Source organism: Micromonospora sp. NPDC048947 (genome assembly GCF_040649495.1).
GTDB classification, from domain to species: Bacteria; Actinomycetota; Actinomycetes; order Mycobacteriales; family Micromonosporaceae; genus Micromonospora; species Micromonospora alfalfae.
Genome location: NZ_JBEZFO010000029.1, coordinates 54,769 through 68,967, shown reverse-complemented (window position 1 = coordinate 68,967; position 14,199 = coordinate 54,769). Strand labels below are relative to the sequence as shown.

The window sequence follows — 14,199 nt, the reverse complement described above, 5'->3', positions numbered from 1 at the left end:
AAACACCCCAAACCCCCACAGAGATAACTACCTATATATTAACTATTATCCGATTTATTACCGTTTCATCCCCCCCCCGCCCCCCCCGGGGGGGGGGGGCCCCCCCCCCCCGGCCCCCCCCCCCGCCGTGGTGGTGGTGTTGGCTCAGTTGCGGGAGCAGGTCGCCCCGTTGAGCGAGAAGCTCGTCGGCGACGAGTACGACCCGCTCAGGTTGCCCTGGTAGCCGAAGCTCGCGGTGCCGCCGGGAGCGATCGACCCGTTGTGGCTCACGTTGCGGGCGGTCACCGCTGACCCGCTCTGGCTCACCGTGGCGTTCCACGCGCTGGTGACCGTCTGCCCGCTCGGCAGCGAGTAGTTGAGCGTCCAGCCGTTGATCGCGCTGGACCCGGTGTTGGTGATCTGCACGTCGGCGGTGAAGCCGTTGTTCCACGAGTTCGCCGTGTACTTCACCGCGCAGCTCGCGCCACCGCTGGGCGGCGGGGTCGTCGGGTTGGTGGGCGGCTGGCCGCCACCGTTGACGTTGGCCGAGAAGGAGGTGACCGCGAGGCCGGCACCGCCCTGCCACGGCTCGAAGCCTGCCTGGATGCTGGTCAGGTACCAGGAGTTGGTGATCGCCCCCCGGTTGCGGGTGTCGTTGATGAAGTCCAGCACGCTGAAGTTCAGGCTGGAGATCGCCGACGACGCGACGTAGGAGATGACGTTGTTGGAGCCGTTGCTTCCCCGCCAGACCTCCCAGGTGCGCCCGGCCAGGTTCGTGGTGCCGACCACCGAGCCGATCGGCTGGATCGGACCCTGCCGGTTGAGCCAGATCATGATCTCCATCTGGTTCACGCCATCCCGCTTCGGCGACGGGTCCAGCCAGATGTCGTACGACGCGTTGTAGATGGCGCCGCTGACGTAGCGGTAGGAGATGCTGCTGGTGGCGCTGCTGATCTGGCTCACCTGGATCGGCAGGTTCGTGCCGGGGGAGCAGTTGGTGTAGTGGCAACCGAAGAACACCGAGGGGTACGCGGTGGGCGCCCCGTTGGTGGGGCTGCTGCCGTTCAGGGTGGTGATCTCGAAGCCGTTGTTGGTGGCGTTGATGCACTGCTGGGCGGTGGTGCCCCAGCGGTTGTTCTGCACCACGTAGCGGCCCTGGATGACTGTCGAGCCGTACTGTTCGCAGATCTGGGTGTCGGCGGAGGCGCTGCCGCCGAGGGCTACTGCCACCAGCGAACTGGCGACCAGCAACCCGGCGGCGGCCAGGGCCCGAAGTTGACGTTTCATGACACTCCTCGACTCGGCGCGTGCCGGGCGCCGGATGTGGTGGGGCGGTGCGGGAGCGCTCCCACGCTCAACGACACATTTACATGTCTGAAACTGACGCGCAACCGTCCGGGTCGAACTGGTGAATTGTGAGGATTGCCTCGTCCCGCCGGACGGCTGGCCGCTGACGGCCAGCCAAGCGGCGCGGGTCGCCGACGAGTGGCAGGGTGCGGGCCGATTGGGCCTGGTGTGCGTCGATCGCTCCGAGTAGCGTGTTGCCTCCAACGCGTGCCGCTCCCCCTCCGGAGGCGTACACCACCATGGGTGGCTCCCCCCTGCGCATCCTCGTCGTCGGCGCGGGCATCGCCGGTCTGGCCGTAGCCCGGGCGCTGCGCCTGGCGGGCTTCCGGCCCGACGTCACCGACAAGCTGCCACCGGGGGAGTCCAACGAGACCGGTCTCTACCTGCCCGGCAACGCTGCCCGCGCACTGCACCGGCTCGACCTGCACGACCCGGTCCGGCCGACCGGGCAGGTGATCCACCGGCAGCGGTTCTTCGACGCCGCGGGCGCGCAACTCTGCGAGGTCGACCTCGACGCACTCTGGGCCGGCGTCGGCGAGTGTCGGGCGCTGCCCCGGGCCGACCTGCACCGGGTGCTGCTCAGCGGTGCCGGCGGCGCCGTCCGGCACGGCGCCGAGGTCCGCACCCTGGACCTGCTTCCGGGCGCTGTCGGCGTCACCTTCACCGACGGCACCACCACGGAGTACGACCTGGTCATCGGCGCCGACGGGCCACGCTCCTCGGTCCGTGCGCTGGCCGCGCTCGGTGGTCCGCCGCGTCCGGTCGGGCAGGTGGTCTACCGGGCCGTCCTGCGCGACGGCCCGCCGGTCACCGAGTGGACCGCACTGCTCGGCCAGCGCTCCGGGTTCCTGATGGTGCCGATCGGTGCCGGGCGGCTGCACCTCTACGCCGACGAGGCCGGCACCGAGGAACCGGCCGACCCCCTCGCGCGGCTGCGGGACCTCTTCGCCGACTACCGCGGCCCGGTGCCAGAGGTGCTGGCGGCCCTCGACGAGGTGCACGTCGGGACCACCGACGAGGTGGAGTTGGGTCGCTGGTTCCGGGGGCGTGTCCTGCTGGTCGGCGACGCCGCGCACGCCACCGCGCCGACGCTGTCGCAGGGTGCGGCCATGGCCTTGGAGGACGCCGTGGTGCTGGCCGAGTCGCTGCGCGCCGCCAACAGCGTGGAGGCGGCGCTGGTGGCGTACGAAAGTCGTCGCCGTCCGCGTACCCGATGGGTGCGGGACCGGACCCGGGACCGCAACCGCACCAGGGACGTCCCGCCGGCGCTGCGCGACCCACTGCTGCGCGGACGCGGCGACCGGATCTTCGGGGAGCACTACCGGCTCCTGCTCGGCCCGCTGTAGGCCCGTAGTAGATCGTGTCACGCCACCCCACGCGGCGCTGCGACCTGCCGGGGACTATCCTCCTTGCGGATGACGGCCCGCCGATAACCAGCGTGTGCCGAGCGGGACAACCGAGAACCGGAGGCCACTCGTGACCACCGTCGCACCCAAGCCGGTCGTGACCCGGCCCTGGCCGGTCCGGGAGCCGGTCAAGGGGTCGGCCATCGCGCGGCTGCTGCGAACCACGGACGCGAAGCAAATCGGGATCATGTACATGATCACCGCGTTCGTGTTCTTCATGATCGGTGGCCTGATGGCTCTGGTCATGCGTGCTGAGCTGGCCCGACCCGGGCTGCAGTTCCTGTCGCCCGAGCAGTACAACCAGCTCTTCACGATGCACGGCACGATCATGTTGCTGTTCTTCGCGACACCGATCGTGTTCGCGTTCGCGAACTACATCGTGCCGATCCAGATCGGCGCGCCTGACGTCTCCTTCCCCCGACTGAACAGCTTCGCCTACTGGCTGTACCTGTTCGGCGGGACGATGGCGACCGCCGGATTCATCACCCCGGGTGGCGCCGCTGACTTCGGCTGGTTCGCGTACGCGCCGCTGAGCAGCGTCGAGCACTCGCCGGGCGTCGGCGCCAACATGTGGATCATGGGTCTGGCCATCTCCGGCCTGGGCACGATCCTCGGTGCCGTGAACATGATCACCACGGTGCTGACCCTGCGCGCGCCCGGCATGACCATGTTCCGGATGCCGATCTTCACGTGGAACATCCTGGTCACCAGCCTCCTGGTGATCCTGGTCTTCCCGCTGCTGGCCGCCGCGCTCTTCGCGCTCGCCGCGGACCGCATCCTCGGCGCGCACGTGTACGACCCGGCAACAGGTGGGCCGATGCTCTGGCAGCACCTGTTCTGGTTCTTCGGGCACCCCGAGGTCTACATCGTGGCGTTGCCGTTCTTCGGCATCATCAGCGAGGTCATTCCGGTCTTCTCCCGCAAGCCGATCTTCGGCTACAAGGGTCTGGTCGCCGCGACCGTCGCGATCGCCGCGCTCTCCATGAGCGTCTGGGCGCACCACATGTTCGCCACCGGTCAGGTGCTGCTGCCGTTCTTCAGCTTCCTGAGCTACCTGATCGCCGTGCCGACCGGTATGAAGTTCTTCAACTGGATCGGCACCATGTGGCGGGGCCAGATCAGCTTCGAGACGCCCATGCTCTGGGCGGTCGGCTTCCTGGTCACGTTCCTCTTCGGTGGTCTCACCGGTGTGCTGCTGGCCAGCCCGCCGATCGACTTCCACGTGTCGGACTCGTACTTCGTGGTGGCGCACTTCCACTACGTGCTCTTCGGCACCATCGTGTTCGCGGTCTTCGCGGGCATCTACTTCTGGTTCCCGAAGATGTTCGGCCGGATGCTCGACGAGCGCCTGGGCAAGGTGCACTTCTGGCTCACCATGATCGGCTTCCACACCACGTTCCTGGTGCAGCACTGGCTCGGCAACGAGGGCATGCCCCGTCGGTACGCCGACTACCTGCCCGGCGACGGCTTCACCACGCTGAACACGATCTCCACGATCGGCGCGTTCATCACTGGTATCTCCACGCTGCCGTTCATCTACAACTGCTGGAAGTCGTACAAGACCGGCCCGGTGGTCGAGGTGAACGACCCCTGGGGTCACGGCAACTCGCTGGAGTGGGCGACCAGCAGCCCGCCGCCGCTGCGCAACTTCGACCGGATGCCGCGGATCCGCTCCGAGCGGCCGGCGTTCGACGCGAAGTTCCCGGAGCTGGCGGCCGGTGGCCAGAGCCTGGCCGGCCCGCCGGAGGGCGGCGCCAAGCCGCTCACCAGCGAGTCGGACGGCGGAGCCAGCTACCGCGAGGACACCGCGAGCGACGTCGACCGGCACTGACGCTCACGCTCAGCAGTACGACGGGCGCCGCCCCCGGGACACCGGGAGCGGCGCCCGTCGCCATGTCCAGCCCATTGCCACTCTGGCATCCCGCCATCTCGCCTCGTTCCGGCCGCTCCACGCCGCTTGCCAGCGGCTCGTCCACACGACGTGCCCGCCCTTGGTTGGGCGGGGTTTTGGTTCGGCCTGGTCCTGGCCGGGCGTGCTCTTGGCTCGGCGCGGCCGGGCGTCGGGGCTATCTCCCTGATGAGCCTGATGTCTCTGAGTCATCACGATGACTCACAGACATCAGGCTCATCAGCATGATGCCGCCCGCGCAGCGGACGGAGCCCGCGCGGACGGACCCCGCGACCCCGCGCGGCGGACCGCCGCGCAGGCCGCTCCCCGCCGCAGGCCGGTCTCGCGTGCCGTAGCCGTGGTCGGACAGCGCAACGCGGAGACCGGCAAGGGACGCCGACCTTCAGCTTCGTAGCGGTCGTAGCGGTCGTAGCGGTCGTCAGTGGGCGGCGGAGGTGAGGTCGGCCTCGGCGGGCGGCGGGGTGGCCGCGTCGGCGATGCGGCGGCGGCGCAGCTCGATCGGCAGCACCACCAGGGTGACCAGCGCGCCGAGCGCACCGGTCACCACGAAGCCCCAGGGTGGCGCGCTGGCGTCGATCACCGCGCCGGCGAGCGGTGCGCCGATCGCGATGCCTACTGTGACCGCGGAGCCGTGCAGACCCATCGCCTCACCGCGTACCTCGGCCGGAGCCAGGCGGCTGACCGCGTCCGAGCCGGCCGCGATGGTCGGCGCGCAGAGAGCGCCGGCGGGGATCAGCGCCAGGCACAGCAGCCACCAGTGCGCACCGCCCAGCCCCACCGGAATGGTGCACAGGGCCAGCGCGGCGGTCAGCGCCAGCGGGGAGAACGAGCGGTGCACGGCGCCGTAGGCGAAACCGCCGGCCAGCGAGGCGACCGCCCAGATGGCCAGGACCGCGCCGGTCCAGCCGACCTCGCCGCTGGCCCGCAGGACGGCGACCACCGCCACGTCGGTGCCCCCGAGCACCAGGGTCGCCGCGGCGCTGAGCGCCAGGACGGCGAGCAGTCGGGGGGTCAGCCACTCCCGGCGCGGCACGCGGCGTTGTGGGCCGGTGGGCCCGGTGGCTTCCTCCCGGATCGGTGGGTTGACCACCCACAGGGCGATCCCGGCGGCGACGATGCCACCACCGACCAGGTACATGGTGGTCTGCGCGGATATCGCGGTGACCAGGGCCACCGCCAACGCCGGGCCGATCATGAAGGACAGCTCCACCGACATCGAGTCCAGCGCGTAGGCGGGGCGGCGTTGGTCCTCGGGGACCAGCGCGGCGATCGACTGACGGACCACGGAGAAGATGGGCAGGGCCAGGGAGCCGGCCACGAAGGCTGCCGGCAGGAGCACGGGGTACGCCAGCGACGGCGCGGTGGACCAGAAGATCGCCTCGGCGATCGCGGTGAGCACGAGGACCGGGCGCAGTCCACGCCGGTCCACGAGTCGGCCGAGCAGCGGCCCGCCGATCGCCGCACCAACGGTGACCGCCGCACCCACCAGGCCGGCCGCCCCGTAGCCCCGATCAAGATCGAGCACCACGTGGAAGGTCAGTGTCACCCCGGTCGCGGTGAGCGGGATGCGGGCGAGGACGGCAACCAGTAGCAGCGACCGCAGGCCGGGCAGGGCGAGCGCCCGCCGGTAAGGCTTCATGTTCACGTGGGTCCGTACCTCCGGCGACATCCTTGACCGGCGGCGGCCCCTGGGCCAACCAATTAGCAGCTCATGCGGCCCTGATCACAGGCTGGCCGTGCATGATCACGCCGGCGCCCTCCATCGCGCGTAGGGCCACGTCGGTGGTCGCCGGTGCGACGGCGGCGGTCAACTCCAGCAGCACTGTGGTGGCGAAACCCTCCCGGGCGGCGTCCAGCGCGGTAGCCCGGACGCAGTGGTCCGTGGCGATGCCGACCACGTCGACCCGGTCCACGTCGCGCCGACGCAGCCAGTCGGCCAGGCACTCGCCGTCGTCGGCATGGCCCTCGAAACCGGAGTACGCCGCCGCGTGCTCGCCCTTGTGGAAGATCGCCTCGACCCTGGCGGTGTCCAGTTCCCTGTGGAACTCCGAACCGCTGGTGCCGACCACGCAGTGCCGGGGCCAGGACTCCACGAAGTCCGGCGGATCGCCGAAGTGGGCACCCGGGTCGACGTGGTAGTCCTTGGTGGCGACCACGTGCGTCCACCGGTCCGGCTCGGCGGCGAGTAACCGGGAGATGCCGGCGGCCACCCCTGCGCCGCCGGCGACGGCCAGCGAGCCGCCCTCGCAGAAGTCGTTCTGCACGTCCACGATGATCAGCGCGTTGGCCATCGGGGGGTTTCCTCTCTCCGCACTGTCGGGGTGGCGCTCGGGGATGAACTCAACCAGCGGGTACGACGGTGACCGGCACCGCCGGGTCGCCGGCCGAGAGCTTCAGTCCCTCCCACGGGATGGAGATCAGGCACTCTCGCAGGTGCTCCCGTGACTCGTCGAGGGTGGGCAGCGGCACCGACTCACCGGCGACCATGTACGACTGCTGGAGCAGGCGGTCGTTGGGCTGCCGGTCGGGAACGCCCTGCGGAACGATGACCTCCTCGGTGGCGGTGCCGGTCGGCTTGTGCCGACGGACCGCGACCTTCCGGCCGCCGATGGTGGCCTTGTGCTCGGAGCGCTTCACCACCGGTCGACCCTCGACCTCGACCAGTTTGTAGACCAGCCCGGCGGTTGGTGCCCCGGAGCCGGTGACCACGGCCGTGCCGGCGCCGTACATGTCCACCGGTTCGGCGGCCAGCGCGGCGATGGCGTACTCGTCCAGGTCACCGGAAACGATGATCTTGGTCTCGGTGGCGCCCAGCGAGTCGAGCAACTCCCGGGACTGCTGAGCGATCACCGCGAGGTCGCCGGAGTCGATCCGTACCGCCCGCAGGTCCGGCCCGGCCACAGCGATGGCGTTGCGGATGCCCTGGCTGATGTCGTACGTGTCGACCAGCAGCGTGGTGTCCTTGCCCAGCGTGGCGACCTGCGAGGCGAACGCCGCCCGCTCGTCGTCGTGCAGCAGGGTGAACGCGTGCGCCGCGGTGCCCGCCGTGGGGATGCCGTAGCGCGCGCCGGCGGCGAGGTTCGACGTGAACCGGAACCCGGCCAGGTACGCGGCCCGCGCCGCGGCCACCGCCGCCTCCTCGTGTGCCCGGCGCGACCCCATCTCGATCAGCGTCCGGCCCCGCGCCGCTGTCACCATCCGGGCCGCCGCGGCGGCCACCGCGCAGTCGTGGTTGAGCACGGACAGCGCCACCGTCTCCAGCACCACACATTCGGCGAAGCCGCCGGAGACGGTGAGGATCGGTGAACCGGGGAAGAACAGTTCACCCTCGGCGTACCCGTCGATGTCGCCGCTGAAGCGGTAGTCGGTGAGCCACGCCGCCGCCGCCTCGTCGACCACCCCGGTCCGCAGAAGGAACTCCACCTCGCTGGGGTCGAACCGGAAGTCACGGATCAGCTCGATCAGCCGGGCCGTCCCGGCGACCACGCCGTACCGGCGGCCGCTGGGCAGCCGGCGGCTGAACACCTCGAAGACACACCGGCGGTCGGCGGTGCCGTCCTTCAGTGCCGCGCTGACCATCGTCAGCTCGTAGTGGTCGGTCAGGAGCGCGGGGCGGTGGATGCTCACCGCCCCAGCCTAAGGTTCAGCTCGGGTCGCCGCCGTCGTGGCCCGGGATCGAGCGCAGCGCCGCCCACAGTTCGGTCCGCCCGGTGACGCCGAGCTTGGCGTAGATCCGCTGGAGGTGGTTCTCCACCGTGCGCGCCGACAGGTAGAGCCGTTCGGCGATGGCCCGGCTGGGAGCGCCGTGCGCGGCGAGGCGCGCCACCTGCCACTCCCGCTCGGTGAGCACCGGCGCACCGGCCTGGAGCGCCGGCGTCCGGATCAGGTCACAGCGCCCGAGCAGCCCGGCGAGGCGCTCCCGGGCGTCGTTGGCGGCAGCCGGGTGCTCCCGGCGCAGCCGCTGGACGGCCTGGGAGGTGGCCTCGGCCGCGTACACGGTCAACTCCAGGGCGGCATAGTCGTCGGCGACCGCGAGCAGATCGCTGGGGGAGTCGGTCACCGCGGCGCGGGCGTGACGGGCCAGCAGCGGCGGGAGCACCCCGTCGACCCGCTCGGAGAGCTCGGCGAGGCGCTGCGCGACGGTGCGCCGACCACCGTCGGAGCAGGTGGGGCCGACTGCCATGCCCGCCTGGTCGAGTCGGACGAGGTCGTGCAGGACATGCACCTCGTGCCCGGCGAAGCCATCCGAGCGCAGCCGGTCCACCAGGTCACCGAGGTGTTTGACAGCGCCCGGCAGGTCGCCCGAGGCGGCGAGCGCCGCGCCCCGGGCCTGATCCAGCCACGGGTAGAGCACCGCCATGCCCGGCGCGTGGGTGCGGTCGGCTTCGGCCATCGCCGCGACCGCCTGCGCGGCGTCACCGCGCAGCGCCGCCGCCTGGGCACGTTCGGCTTGAGCCAGACCGGCGTAGACGCGACTCGTGGCCAGCACCGCGCAGGCGCCCAGGGAGGTACGCATGGCCGCGTCGCTCTGCCCGCGCAGCCGGGCCGCGTACGCCTGGAGGATGGCCAGGTAGCCGGTGCCGAGGCGGAAGTCGCCGGCACCGGCGAGGTCGGCGAACTCGTCGGCCACGATCGCGTCGATCCCGGCCAGGTCGCCGGTGAGCATGAGCCGGGTGCCTCGCGCCAGCTCCAGGGCCAACTGGAGGTACGGCATGTCGGTGCGCCAGTTCGCCGCGGCCGAGTGCACCTGGGCGATGGCCGTACCGCTGCGAGTCAGCTCGCCTTGTGCGGCCTGGACGTACGCGATGGTGGAACGGGCCAGCTCGCGGGCGGCGACGCCGGCCGCCGGCCGGTCCAGGACACGTCGGCTGAGCTGCACCGCGGTGTCAGTGTCCAGTCGGTGCAGGCGCATGATCGCCTCGAAGGCGTGCACCCGGGACCGGTCGGCGGAGTCGCTGAGCTGCTCGACCCGGCTTGCGATCTCCTCCACCGTGGACTCCTGGCTCAGCCCCCAGTAGCTGACCATGCCGCGTACGGTCAGCCAGCGGCAGAGTCGCCGCTCGTCGCCGGGCTCGGGGGTTACCGCGTCGAGGACGTCGATCGCCTCGTCGGGCCGGTCGGCGAACATCAGGATGGTGGCCAGCAACTCCGCCGCGTCGTAGCCACCGTCGGCGTGCAGCGCGGCCCGCGCCAGGCGGGTCGCCAGCGGCACGTCGTAGCGGGTGAACGCCTGCACCGCGGCGTCCAGCAGCAGAGCCGGGTCCTGCGCGGTGCCCGAGTCGAGTCGCCAGACGGCCACCCGCAACAGGTCGTCGCGTCGGCGTTTGCCGACCTGTTCGAGCAGCTCGGCGAGGTGTGCCTGAAGCCGGCGGGTGCGGCTGACCGGGCACCGACGGCGCATCACCTCGCCGTAGAGCGGGTGTGCGAGCCTGACGTTGGTGCGCCGGTCGTGCTGAATGACGGTGATCAGCCCGCGTTCCTCGGCGGTCTCCACGTCCGACTGCTCGGCGGCCTGCCTGAGGAGGTGCAGGCCCAGTGGTTCGCCGAACGCGACCAGCTCGACGACCGCGCGGACGCCGTCGGTGAGCTTGCCGACCCGGGTGTCGATGAGGTCGGTCAGGTTGGGTGCCAGTTCCAGTCGCCCGGTCCACTTCCAGATCCCGTACGTGCGCTTCAACTCGGCGCTGCCGTTGGCGGCGTGCACCAGCTCGCGCAGCAGCAGCGGGTTGCCGGCCGACAGGCGGCCGAGCCGGTCGGCGGAGCCGGCGTCGACAGGGCCGCCCAGGATCGCGGCCAGCAGGTCGGTGGTCGCCTCCTGCGGCATCGGGGTCAGCTCGACGTGCTCGACGAGGTCGTCGGTCCAGAGTGCGCGGATCGGCAGCGGGATCTGCTCGCCGTCGCGCAGGGTGCCGAGGACTGTGGCGTTCTCGGCGCGGGCGACCAGATGCACAAGTGCGGCCGAGGGCGGATCGAGCAGGTGGGCATCGTCGATGGCGAGCACGATCCGCCGGCCGGCCGCCTGCTGTTGCAGCACGTTGAGCGCCCAGCGCAGGATGCCGGCGGGGGAGAGGCCCTGGGGCTGCTCGGCGGGGAGGACCTGGACCAGCCCACCGAATGGCAGCGCCGCGGTGGTGGCGCTTGCGGCGATGGACCAGATCGCGAACCGGTCGGTGGGCAACATGCCCACACCCTCGCGCAGCAGGCGACTCTTGCCGATGCCAGCGCTGCCACTGAAGAAGAGCCCGCGGCCGGCCTCACCGGTCACCGCCTCCAGCAGGCGGTTGAGCTCATCCGTGCGGCCGACGAACTCCCATCGACTCATTCGCGCAGCATATCGACCGGAATCCGTCCGCGCCCGTACCGTCACCGTGCGAAGTTGAGTAATCGCACAATTACCGGTGAGTATTCGAGGTGTTCCGCCCGGTCGCCAGCCCGCACGTAGTCTTCCGACATCCGGGTTTCGTACCGGAACTTTTCGCGACCGGACCTCTGGTCACCTGCAACGGGAGGCACCTGATGAAGCAGGGCCCTCTCCCCTCGGTCGATTCGCCGGACGACATGACCGGCCCAACCGATCTACCCACCTGCGGCCCCCTCCCCACTCGGGTCGGCGTGTCCGGCGCCGCCCCGGACGAGCCGCTCGGTGTGGTCGCCGTCGGCCCGGCCGGTGCCGAGCGGCGTGCCGTGCTCGCCACACTGCTCGGGCTCGACCCGGTCATGCTCACCGTGCCGGCGGGCAGCTGGTTGGTGGTACGCGACGCCAAGGTGCCCACCCGGGCGGCGTTCGTGCCCGGTTACCGCCAGCCGCACTCGTACGGCGCGGACCGGGATGCCGCCGGTCCGGCGTTGGCCCGCCCGCCCCGGCGTGTCGAGCTGAGTGTGCCCGAGCCGCTGCTGCGGCACTTCACCCTGATCGACGTTCCGGACACCGCCACCCTCGGCGTGTCCGGCACCCGGGTGCTGCTCGAAGCGGCGGGCCGGGCCGGCGCGCTGCTCTTCGTGATCGCTGCGGACCAGGCGTTCACCGCCGCCGAGTTGAACCTGCTCGCCGAAGTCGCCCCGACCTCGGTGGAGGTCGTCTTCGCGGTCACCCCCGGCGCGTCGGGGTGGGCTCCGCCGACCGACGGTACGGCGACTACGGAGGGCGCGGGGGCGTCCGTCCCGCCGGTCGTGGGTGCGGAGACCGAGGTGGATGCGGTAGCGGTGACGGTGGAGGCACATCGGGCGGCTCTCCTGGCCGCGGTGCCGGCGCTGGCCGGTGCGCGGTGGTTCCCGGTCGACGGTGCGGGCACCGCCTCCGATCTGCGGCGGGCGCTGGTGGGTTGGGCGTCGCGTGAGGGGTTGCGGCGGGCAAGCGTCGACCCGCCGGTCCTGCCGGGCCAGCAGGACCGCGTCGCCGTGGCCGCGGATCCGGGTGACTGGTCCGACCGGCTCGACCGCCACGCCCGTTCGTGTGCGCAGCGGATCCGCCAGCACCTCGCCCTGGAGTTGGCGAACATCCACCTTCGGGCCGTTCAGGAGATCGTGTTCGGAGTCGGCTGTGCCGGCCTACCGGATCTCCTCGACCGGGAGATGGCGGCGTTGTCGTTGTTGGCCACCGCACAGTGCGATCAGGCGGTGCGCGGCATCATGACCGACGTCGCGTCCCAGGTGCTCGGCGCGCCGCCGGCCGAAGGCGTGCGCCGCCGGATCGCCCTCGCCGTGCAGTACGGCCTGTCCGATCACCGGCCCGGCCACGAACTGGACAAGGTGCTGTTGATCACCAGTACCGCCGGCGTGGCCGAGTTGACCGGCATGGAGGCGATCGACGCCGCCGCCAGCTATCCGGTGGCGTCCCGGGACGAGGTGCTCCCGCCGGTCGCGGTGGCGCTCTCCGGCGGGTGCTGGCAGCAGTGGCGTACGCCAGGCAACAGCGACCACAGCGCGGCGCGGGCCTGGTCCCAACGGGCGGTGCGCGAGGTCGAGTTGGGGTTGTCCAGGGAGATCTCCCGACGGTTCGAGGTGATCCGCCTCTCGCTGGGCGTGGTGCTCTCCGATGCAGTCGATCACGGCATTCTGCTCGCCTGACGGCGCGCCCACCGGTTGGTCCGGGGCCGTGCCGGACCCCACCTCCGATGGCGTCCGGGGCGGGTCGGGAGGGCCCGGGGTGGGTGATCCGCGCCGGGCCGGCGTTCCGGTTCCTCGGTTCCGGGAAACCGGTGGCACGATGGGGGGCATGGCGGCTCCGCAGGTTGCACCGGTCGAGACGCCGGACACTGACGAGGTGCCGGCGTCCGACCGGCAGTGGGTGACGATCGTGTGGGACGACCCGGTCAATCTGATGACGTACGTGACCTGGGTCTTCCAGAAGCTTTTCGGCTACAGCCGGGAGAGGGCCGAACAGCTGATGCTTGACGTGCACCACAAGGGCCGCGCCGTGGTCTCCACAGGTGCCCGCGAACGGATGGAGCACGACGCGTCGCAGCTGCACGCGTACGGGCTGTGGGCGACGGTGGACAGATCATGAGCATGTTCCATCGCCAGGCCGGTCACTACGTCGCCGTCTTCGCCGTCGACGAGGTGCGGGTGCTGCGCAAGGTCGCCTCCGAGGTGGTGGGTCTGCTCACCGACGGCTTCGACCACACCGACCCGGTGGTCGGTCGGCTCTTTCCGGCGGTCTACCCACAGGACGCTCCGGGCACTGCCGAGTTTCGCCGCTACACAGAGGGCGACCTGAAGACCGCGAAGATCGATCAGGCGGGTGCGATCCTGGCCGCGTTGCCGGACGAGTCCGGTGGCGAGGTGCGGCTGGACGCCGAGGCGGCCGAGGCGTGGTTGCGGGCACTGAACGACGCCCGGTTGGCGATGGGCGTCCGCCTGGAGATCAAGGACGGCACGGATCTGGGCGAGGAGTTGGACGACGCTGTCGCTGAGGACCCTGGTTCCAGCCGGGTGTTCCAGCTTTCGGTCTACGCCTATCTCGGGTATCTACAGGAGTCGCTGCTCAACGCCTTGATCGACTAGGGGTGACCGGCACCACTTCGGCCCGTGCCCCGCAGGCGTTAGGCTGGTGCACGTGCTGAGCATCGACCGGTCGATCATTGACGCGATCGTCGCCCACGCGCGCCGGGATCACCCTGACGAGGCGTGCGGCGTGGTCGCCGGTCCCGTCGGCAGCGACACCCCGACCCGGCACATCCCGATGGACAATGCCGCGCGGTCGATGACCTTCTACGAGTTCGACTCGATGGAGCACCTGCGCGTGTGGCGGGAGATGGACGACCGGGACGAGGAGCCCGTCGTCATCTACCACTCGCACACCGCCACCGAGGCGTACCCGTCGCGGACGGATGTCTCCTTCGCCGGTGAGCCGGGGGCGCACTACCTGCTCGTCTCGACCCGTGAGCCCGACTCGGAGGAGATCCGGTCGTTCCGGATCGTCGACGGCGTGGTCACCGAGGAGCCGGTCCGTGTCGTGGAGGCCGGTGTCGACCCGCACGCCGTCCAGTCCTACATGTTCGGGCAGAGCCCGGCGACGGTCGATTACGAGTGTTCCGACCGCTGACCTGTCAGCGCCGC

Annotated in this window: 11 protein-coding genes; 6 read left to right on the top strand and 5 right to left on the bottom strand. The window is 70.9% G+C overall.

Going from position 1 to position 14,199, the window contains the following annotated elements; all coding sequences use genetic code 11:
* Positions 1-144 precede the first annotated feature (144 nt).
* Positions 145-1,266, bottom strand: a complete 1,122-nt coding sequence (locus AB0B98_RS30680; RefSeq protein ID WP_357367114.1) for a cellulose binding domain-containing protein — start codon at positions 1,264-1,266, stop codon at positions 145-147.
* Between the two features lie 299 nt (positions 1,267-1,565).
* Between AB0B98_RS30680 and AB0B98_RS30675 the strand changes: the two genes are divergently transcribed.
* Positions 1,566-2,672 carry an FAD-dependent monooxygenase gene (locus tag AB0B98_RS30675; RefSeq protein WP_357367113.1) on the top strand — a complete coding sequence of 369 codons (1,107 nt, stop codon included), beginning with the start codon at positions 1,566-1,568 and terminating at the stop codon, positions 2,670-2,672.
* Positions 2,673-2,802: 130 nt separating this feature from the next.
* Positions 2,803-4,563, top strand: a complete 1,761-nt coding sequence (gene ctaD, locus AB0B98_RS30670; RefSeq protein WP_357367111.1) for a cytochrome c oxidase subunit I — start codon at positions 2,803-2,805, stop codon at positions 4,561-4,563.
* Positions 4,564-5,059: 496 nt separating this feature from the next.
* Here the strand turns inward: ctaD and AB0B98_RS30665 are convergent, their stop codons facing one another.
* The 4 genes from AB0B98_RS30665 to AB0B98_RS30650 are packed head-to-tail and all read right to left on the bottom strand — an operon-like array spanning position 5,060 to position 10,963.
* Positions 5,060-6,310 carry an MFS transporter gene (locus tag AB0B98_RS30665; protein WP_357367109.1) on the bottom strand — a complete coding sequence of 417 codons (1,251 nt, stop codon included), beginning with the start codon at positions 6,308-6,310 and terminating at the stop codon, positions 5,060-5,062.
* A 40-nt stretch (positions 6,311-6,350) separates the two neighbouring features.
* Positions 6,351-6,932 (bottom strand): isochorismatase family protein, encoded by a 582-nt coding sequence (locus AB0B98_RS30660; RefSeq protein ID WP_238666479.1) that lies wholly within the window; start codon positions 6,930-6,932, stop codon positions 6,351-6,353.
* Between the two features lie 49 nt (positions 6,933-6,981).
* A complete protein-coding gene (locus AB0B98_RS30655) occupies positions 6,982-8,268 on the bottom strand; it encodes a nicotinate phosphoribosyltransferase (protein WP_357367107.1) in 1,287 nt (428 codons plus the stop codon).
* 16 nt (positions 8,269-8,284) lie between these two features.
* A complete protein-coding gene (locus AB0B98_RS30650; protein WP_357367105.1) occupies positions 8,285-10,963 on the bottom strand; it encodes a LuxR C-terminal-related transcriptional regulator in 2,679 nt (892 codons plus the stop codon).
* Between the two features lie 194 nt (positions 10,964-11,157).
* Here AB0B98_RS30650 and AB0B98_RS30645 point away from each other — a divergent pair, with 194 nt between their 5' ends.
* The 4 genes from AB0B98_RS30645 to AB0B98_RS30630 all read left to right on the top strand — a co-directional run bounded on the left by AB0B98_RS30645 (position 11,158) and on the right by AB0B98_RS30630 (position 14,185).
* Positions 11,158-12,708: a hypothetical protein gene (locus AB0B98_RS30645; protein WP_357367103.1), complete on the top strand. Its 1,551-nt coding sequence runs from the start codon at positions 11,158-11,160 to the stop codon at positions 12,706-12,708.
* A gap of 148 nt (positions 12,709-12,856) precedes the next feature.
* A complete protein-coding gene (clpS, locus tag AB0B98_RS30640) occupies positions 12,857-13,147 on the top strand; it encodes an ATP-dependent Clp protease adapter ClpS (protein WP_088946433.1) in 291 nt (96 codons plus the stop codon).
* Entirely contained in the window at positions 13,144-13,644 is a 501-nt protein-coding gene (locus AB0B98_RS30635; protein WP_357367101.1) for a DUF2017 domain-containing protein, read from the top strand. The genes clpS and AB0B98_RS30635 overlap by 4 nt, the downstream gene beginning before the upstream one ends.
* A 52-nt stretch (positions 13,645-13,696) precedes the next feature.
* Positions 13,697-14,185, top strand: a complete 489-nt coding sequence (locus AB0B98_RS30630) for a M67 family metallopeptidase (protein ID WP_308193375.1) — start codon at positions 13,697-13,699, stop codon at positions 14,183-14,185.
* Positions 14,186-14,199: the final 14 nt, after the last annotated feature.

Excerpts from the sequence above, each read along its gene's own strand:
- AB0B98_RS30650 (WP_357367105.1), bottom strand. The coding sequence starts at position 10,963 with ATGAGTCGATGGGAGTTCGTCGGCCGCACGGATGAGCTCAACCGCCTG.
- AB0B98_RS30665 (WP_357367109.1), bottom strand. The coding sequence starts at position 6,310 with ATGTCGCCGGAGGTACGGACCCACGTGAACATGAAGCCTTACCGGCGG.
- AB0B98_RS30660 (WP_238666479.1), bottom strand. The coding sequence starts at position 6,932 with ATGGCCAACGCGCTGATCATCGTGGACGTGCAGAACGACTTCTGCGAG.
- AB0B98_RS30680 (WP_357367114.1), bottom strand. The coding sequence starts at position 1,266 with ATGAAACGTCAACTTCGGGCCCTGGCCGCCGCCGGGTTGCTGGTCGCC.
- AB0B98_RS30675 (WP_357367113.1), top strand. The coding sequence starts at position 1,566 with ATGGGTGGCTCCCCCCTGCGCATCCTCGTCGTCGGCGCGGGCATCGCC.
- AB0B98_RS30635 (WP_357367101.1), top strand. The coding sequence starts at position 13,144 with ATGAGCATGTTCCATCGCCAGGCCGGTCACTACGTCGCCGTCTTCGCC.
- clpS (WP_088946433.1), top strand. The coding sequence starts at position 12,857 with ATGGCGGCTCCGCAGGTTGCACCGGTCGAGACGCCGGACACTGACGAG.
- AB0B98_RS30645 (WP_357367103.1), top strand. The coding sequence starts at position 11,158 with ATGAAGCAGGGCCCTCTCCCCTCGGTCGATTCGCCGGACGACATGACC.